General features: G+C 47.4%; 6 protein-coding genes. All 6 read left to right on the top strand.

Translation table 11 applies throughout. The annotated features are described in order from the left end of the window. A partial coding sequence (locus tag Q0090_RS02950) for a hypothetical protein (protein ID WP_297947293.1) occupies positions 1 to 616 on the top strand: 616 nt, incomplete at its 5' end. An 88-nt stretch (positions 617 to 704) separates the two neighbouring features. Then, positions 705 to 2,567, top strand: a complete 1,863-nt coding sequence (locus Q0090_RS02945; RefSeq protein ID WP_297947291.1) for a T9SS type A sorting domain-containing protein — start codon at positions 705 to 707, stop codon at positions 2,565 to 2,567. A gap of 494 nt (positions 2,568 to 3,061) precedes the next feature. Continuing rightward, positions 3,062 to 3,316 carry a type B 50S ribosomal protein L31 gene (locus tag Q0090_RS02940; protein WP_297947289.1) on the top strand — a complete coding sequence of 85 codons (255 nt, stop codon included), beginning with the start codon at positions 3,062 to 3,064 and terminating at the stop codon, positions 3,314 to 3,316. A gap of 400 nt (positions 3,317 to 3,716) precedes the next feature. Further along, positions 3,717 to 5,204, top strand: a complete 1,488-nt coding sequence (locus Q0090_RS02935; RefSeq protein ID WP_297947287.1) for a Do family serine endopeptidase — start codon at positions 3,717 to 3,719, stop codon at positions 5,202 to 5,204. Between the two features lie 46 nt (positions 5,205 to 5,250). Next, the gene (locus Q0090_RS02930) at positions 5,251 to 5,475 is read left to right on the top strand and encodes a hypothetical protein (RefSeq protein WP_297947285.1); all 225 of its coding nucleotides are present in this window, start codon (positions 5,251 to 5,253) and stop codon (positions 5,473 to 5,475) included. After that, entirely contained in the window at positions 5,472 to 6,335 is an 864-nt protein-coding gene (locus Q0090_RS02925; protein WP_004333914.1) for a sigma-70 family RNA polymerase sigma factor, read from the top strand. Before Q0090_RS02930 ends, Q0090_RS02925 begins: the two co-directional genes overlap by 4 nt. Positions 6,336 to 6,390: the final 55 nt, after the last annotated feature.

The raw sequence follows: 6,390 nt of genomic DNA, 5'->3' as shown, positions 1-6,390 counted from the left end.
TATCAGAGAGGATGCTCTCAAAAAAGATAATCATGGAAACTATGTTATGACTGTGGAGTTTGTCACTAATAGCTTCTATGGTTACAGGACGCCGGCAGCTGAAGTGAGCAAGTTTGTACAGTGTGCCGATAAGTTTGGAGACAACGCTTCTAAAATGACTTTCCCGGAAGCCATAGATGAAGGCTTTGCCCTATCCGCCTTTGTGAAGAATGTGACAATCACTACCTCCGACGACTTTGATGCAACCCATCCGGCAGCCTCTTCTCTCTCGGACATTGTAGAGATTGAATATCTGACTGCCTATCCGAGTATCAAGCGTCACTATGACCCGACAAATTTAGAAGGACTCATCAACCCCAGCGTAGGCCATACTGATCCTCGATACGGTGTGCAGCGAATTCGCAAGACTCTTGATAAAGTATCCGAAGAGGAGCTTGCGATGGTCTATTTAGATGCCGGCAATGCGGTGCTAGATTCGCAGAATCCGAAAAACAAGAATATCCTCTATCGTATGCGATTCTCTAAAGCTCCGTCCAATGGCGTTCAGACCGTGACTATAACCCTTACAACGGACGAAGGCGTCTACACCGCAACGAAGAAAGTAGCTTTCTTGTAAGTTTCCCTGCCGAATACTTTTGTCATACCGTTGCACTTGATGCTGGAATCTGCACTCTCTGAAAAGAATGAAATAAAAAAGAAAGATTATGAAATGTAGTTTACGTATAGCCTTGTTTGCCTTGCTCTGCTTGTGTGCAACAGTGGCTCATGCACAGGGCTCTCGTCATAATGGTCAAACAACTAGAGCGACTACAGGCATGCGCCCCGAGCTCCCGATAGACTATGTTGCTAAGTACAATCTAGCAGCAGATGGGGCTTCCTTTGTTACAGATGAGACCGCCTCAGAGAGTGGGTACTTCTCCTATGCTGATGCTAATGAGCGTTTTGCACATTGTCCTATAGATGGAGTCGCTTACCACCTGCCCTCTAGTGCTGAGTGGAATGGTATCCTCTCCGACTATTATGAGTATGGCGTGAACTTTATCAAGGAAGGCTTGATTCAAGATGTGATTGAGGCTGTTAGCTTTGGCAATGTGCGGTACAGCTTCGCTAGTGACTACTACAATAAAAGTGATGGAGTGAGCTATGCGATACGTCTCTGCAAACCAACAGAGTCATACGATGAAAAGTTCCCAGCAGCGCCTGACAATAAGTATCGCTGTGCTTACAGATATGAGCGTGTAGGCATGACACAAATAGAGCAAGAACCACCAATAGATGCTTATATCAAGATATCTGTATGCTATCTAGGAGAGGAGTTCACAGGATCTATATCAGACATTGCCTCAGAAGCGTGGTGGGCTGAACGTGCGGGCCAGGTCGAGGAGTGTATTATCCCTACGGTTGGCATCAAAGTGGGCGGAAAGCTCTACAATTATGCCTCAGGGGGCTTTTACTGGGCTACGGACAAGGCAAAGTACACAACAATCTATTTCAGTGGTATCTCGACCAGCCAGTTTCCTGACAAGACCAATCTATGCACGGTACGACTCTTTAAGAATAAGTCAGGAGGGGAGAAGCCCCAAGAGCCTACGATCTCTGTGACACCAAATGCTTTCCGTATCAAAGTAGGGCAGAAACTAGCTCTTGCTAAGGACTACCATGTAGATATAACTCCTGCTGAGTATATCGATATGTATACGGTGACATCAAGTAATCCAAGTGTCGTGAGCTATGACCCTACGACAAAAGAGCTAAAGGGTGAGTCTGTCGGGGAGGCTCTTGTAACCTTCCAGATCAACAATACGGAGGTGACTCAAGAGGTCGCATTTACGGTTGTTCCCAAGGAGGGCGAGTTAGAGATCCTGCATGCGCCTATTGCTGATGTGCAAGACTTCCCAGATATCTCGATGCTCACAGGATCAGTCGATACGAACAAGGTTAGAGCTTATGAGACTAAGTTAGGATTGCGCATATACGAGTCTACTCGTTGGAATGAGTATGCTCATCTATATGTAACTCCAAAGGATAAGGTCTCTCAGACCAACTTCAATCGAGTAAACTACTACTACAACCCCCAAGATGGAGGCTCGCCTTACATTACGGGACAAATAAACTGTGTGGGGTCTCTAGAAGAGGCTAATACATCTCAAGCCTTCGCTCAGTGGCTCAAGCTAAACGGTTTCCCAGATCCTCTAGAGGTCATCTCACTAAACGATGGCTCCAAAGGGCTCGCTACGGCAACTAAGGAGCTATCGCTGAAGTTTTGGATAGAGAAGAAGGTCTTCTTTATGATTATTGAACCTGTCAAAAAGGACAACTCTGTCGCTACACCCTCTACAATGGATAAGCAGTACAGTATTAGACCTATACCCGCAAAGGACCATCTCTATCTGTCTGGTGTAGAGGCAGGGTCGTTTATCTCTATCTATACCATGGATGGCGTTGTAGTCTATCAGACCGTTGGAGAAGGCGCTGATACGCTTACGATCCCCGTTGCTAGCCTAGCAGAGGGAGTCTATCTCTTACAGATCAATGGCGAGGCATATCGCATCGTTGTAACGCAATGATCTTATTGTTGCACCTCGACACTTGACTTGCTATCGATCGTTTGTCTCTTCTCCTCAATAGATTGGTAAAGTAAAGTGTATTACCTCCGTGGGGCGTTTGGAAGTTTCCCCCCTCCAAGCGCCCACGGTTATGATTTTCTGGTGTCTTTGCGATCTCCTTTTGTCTTAGAGGATTTCTCCTCGAGGGGGAAGTTGCACGAGAGGGAGAACATAGGACCTCGTAAAAAACTAGGCTATAAAACTCCATACGAAGTTTTTTTCCTACAGTTTGTAACTGTGTTGCACTTGATACTGGAATCTGCAGGGTGGAATTTGTTTGTGTCGAAACAATGTAGTACCTTTGTACCCGATATGCGGATAGCTATACACCTAGCTCTCCCATCTTGCTGAGGCAACCCCTTGCCATCCTTACGATGGGATTGGGAGGCGAAACCGGCAGACGATGGGCAGGTGAAGCCCCGCAACAATGAAATAAGTAAAAGATAATAAGAGCAATGAAAAAAGGTCTTCATCCCGAAAGCTACCGTCCCGTAGTATTCAAAGACATGTCTAACGAAGAGGTGTTTATCACCAAGTCTACCATCCAAGCTAAGGAAACGATTGAAATCGATGGCGTAGAGTATCCTCTCGTAAAGGTCGAAATTTCAAACACTTCGCATCCTTTCTTTACCGGTAAGGCTAAGCTTGTCGATACCGCCGGTCGCGTAGACAAGTTTATGAACCGCTACGGCAATCGTAAGAAGAAATAATACCTTTTGAGGGAGATCCCTTCGGGAGATTCTCCTTTCAAATAAATAGATTTATATACTCCTCCTTTCAGTCTTTTCCCACCTCTCGTGGAGGGAATGGCTGATGCGAGGAGTCTCTTTGTAGAGAAGGATTGGAGGGCGTGGAAGAGCAATCTCTGGTTCTTTTTGTCGTTGTCTTATAGCAGAATGGGTATACGAAAAGTCTTTCTTCGGTCGTTATAAGGATTGGGGTAGCTCCGTTCTCAAGGGCGAGAGTGAAAGCTCCAATAGGTATAATGACAAAAGGTCTAAGCAACAATTGTCGCACAAAATCGTCTCTATGTTGGAGGCAGTCTCGTCAAGAAGGGAGAGAATGCACTCCAAAGTTGATAGAGAACTTGTAGATAATATATTTGGATCTATGAAACGAATTCAGAAAATCATTTTAGGGGCTATGGGCGTTGCTCTCTTGAGTGCGTCTGTATCCGCCGGTGTTTACTCTCTAATGGAGCACCGCTCGGCGCGTCGAATGGCTTCGACGGAGATCGATGGAGGGGCTTTCCGGAATGCCGCTATGGGCTTCGATATGAGCCGTAGTGTAGGCAATGCACCCGATCTTGTGCCGGCAGCAGAGGCTTCGGTGCATTCTGTAGTACACATCAAAGTAGAGGGAGAGCAGCAGATGGATCAGAGCTATGTGGATCCTTTCGAGTTTTTCTTCGGAGGGGGCGGTGGTAGCTTCGATCGCCCAAGCTCGCGTCCCGTTGTAGGCTATGGTTCCGGCGTAATTATCAGTACCGATGGGTACATCATTACCAATAATCACGTTATTGATAATGCCAATAAGATCTCCGTTACCCTCAACGATAATCGTACCCTCAGTGCCAAACTTATAGGTAGTGACCCGGCTAGCGATATCGCCCTGATCAAGGTGGACGCAGAAGATCTTCCTACCATTCCTTTTGGTAACAGCGATGCGCTCAAAGTGGGCGAGTGGGTTTTGGCCGTAGGCAACCCCTTTAATTTGACTAGTACCGTTACAGCCGGTATTGTAAGTGCCAAGGCTCGCTCCACAGCTTCGGAGGGCGGAAACAAGATCGGAGGCTTTATTCAGACTGATGCAGCCGTAAATCCCGGTAATAGTGGAGGTGCTCTCGTAAACGCAGCCGGCGAATTGGTGGGCATCAATACGATGATTTACTCTCAAACGGGCAACTATGCAGGTTACTCGTTTGCCGTCCCCATCAATAGCGCAGCCAAGGTAGTGGCCGACATCAAAAAGTTTGGTACTGTACAGCGTGCGGTGCTCGGGATCGGTGGCACTGACGTTACGAGTGAAATCAAAGAAAAGCTAGGGCTCAAGGTAAACGAAGGTGTAGTTGTAACCACCTTTGCAGAGCGCAGTGGAGCTTTCTCCGCAGGGATGGAAGAGCATGACGTAATTACCGCTGTAGATGGTAAGCCCGTTAAGAACATGGCTCAGCTCCAAGACCTCATCAGCATTCGCCGCCCCGGTGATAAGGTGGAAGTAACCATCGATCGCAAGGGTAGCACCAAAACACTAAAGGTAACCCTCAAAAACGAAGAGGGTGGGGAGCAGATCATCCACAACGATCCCAAGGTAATGTTGGGTGCTCAGCTAAAGGCTCTAACCAATGAACAAAAGCGTTCGTATGGCGTTTCTTATGGTGTAGCCGTTGCCAAAGTGGGTGATGGCAAATTCAAAGATGCAGGCATCAAAGAAGGGTTTATCATCCTTTCTGTCAACAATAACCCGGTACGCTCCGTAGAGGAGGCTCGTAGAGCCATCACTCAAGTGCAGCAATCTCGCAGAGGCGATGGTAGCTTACTCTTGAAGGGATTCTATCCCAATGGGCGTACAAAGTATTATGTTATAGACCTATCGTAAAAGGGCCTCAGCTCTTGCCCTCTAAAAGGGGCGGATAGGTACCGCAATGGCAAGGGGGCAGCGCCAAAGCTATCTGGAGAATAGCTTCCCGATGGCCCCCTCGCAGAGAACAATCAAGAGCAAGACTTGTGGTAGTAGCTCTCCAAAGAAGCAGTATGCCTCTGTATGGGATAGTAACTACCACAAGGCTTGTCTTCTTTCGCTAACCTCATCTCTCCGAGCAATGGATGGTGAGAAGCGTAGAGAGAATAGAAGAATGTATTATATATGAGACAACTAAAGATTACTAAGTCCATTACCAATCGTGAGAGCGCGTCTCTCGATAAATATTTGCAAGAGATTGGTAGAGAAGAGCTTATTGATGTGGATGAAGAGGTGCGCCTTGCACAGGAGATTCGCCGAGGCAATCGCCGTGCACAAGACAAACTCACACGTGCCAATTTGCGATTTGTAGTGTCGGTAGCTAAGCAGTATCAGAACCAAGGTCTGAGCCTCCCCGACCTCATAGACGAAGGTAACTTAGGCCTTATCAAGGCTGCCGAGAAGTTCGACGAAACACGCGGTTTTAAGTTCATCTCTTATGCTGTGTGGTGGATCCGCCAATCCATCTTGCAGGCATTGGCCGAGCAGTCTCGTATTGTACGTCTTCCTCTCAATCAGGTAGGTGCTCAGGCTAAGATCAAGAAAGCTATCGAGCAGTTTGAGCAAGAAAACGAGCGACGTCCCTCTATTGCGGAGCTTGCCATTATCCTTGATCAAAGCGAAGAGAAGGTGGCTGTTACGCTCAAGTCGTTCAGCAAGCACGTCTCTATAGATGCGCCCTTTGTGGATGGCGAGGACAATAGTCTCCTGGATGTACTCGTAAACGAAGATGCTCCTAGCACGGACCGCTCTCTGATGCGCGACTCGCTCAACACAGAGATTGACCGAGTGCTCTCTACTCTTTCTGAGCGTGAGGCTGAGATTATAAAGCTCTTCTTCGGGATTGGACCCAATCCGGAGATGACGCTCGAAGAGATTGGCGATAAGTTCGGACTCACTCGCGAGAGAGTTCGCCAGATTAAGGAAAAGGCAATTCGTAAGTTGCGTGCAGGGAACAAGTGCGATCAGCTCAAGAGTTTTCTCTGCTAAGCGCTACCAATTACTCCGAATACAAAAAAGGCTGAGGGTTTCCCCCCAGCCTTTT

The sequence above is a fragment of the uncultured Porphyromonas sp. genome (assembly GCF_938023125.1).
GTDB lineage: Bacteria > Bacteroidota > Bacteroidia > Bacteroidales > Porphyromonadaceae > Porphyromonas.
The sequence above is the reverse complement of the archived record's forward strand: the minus strand, read 5'-3'. Positions and strand labels throughout refer to the sequence as shown.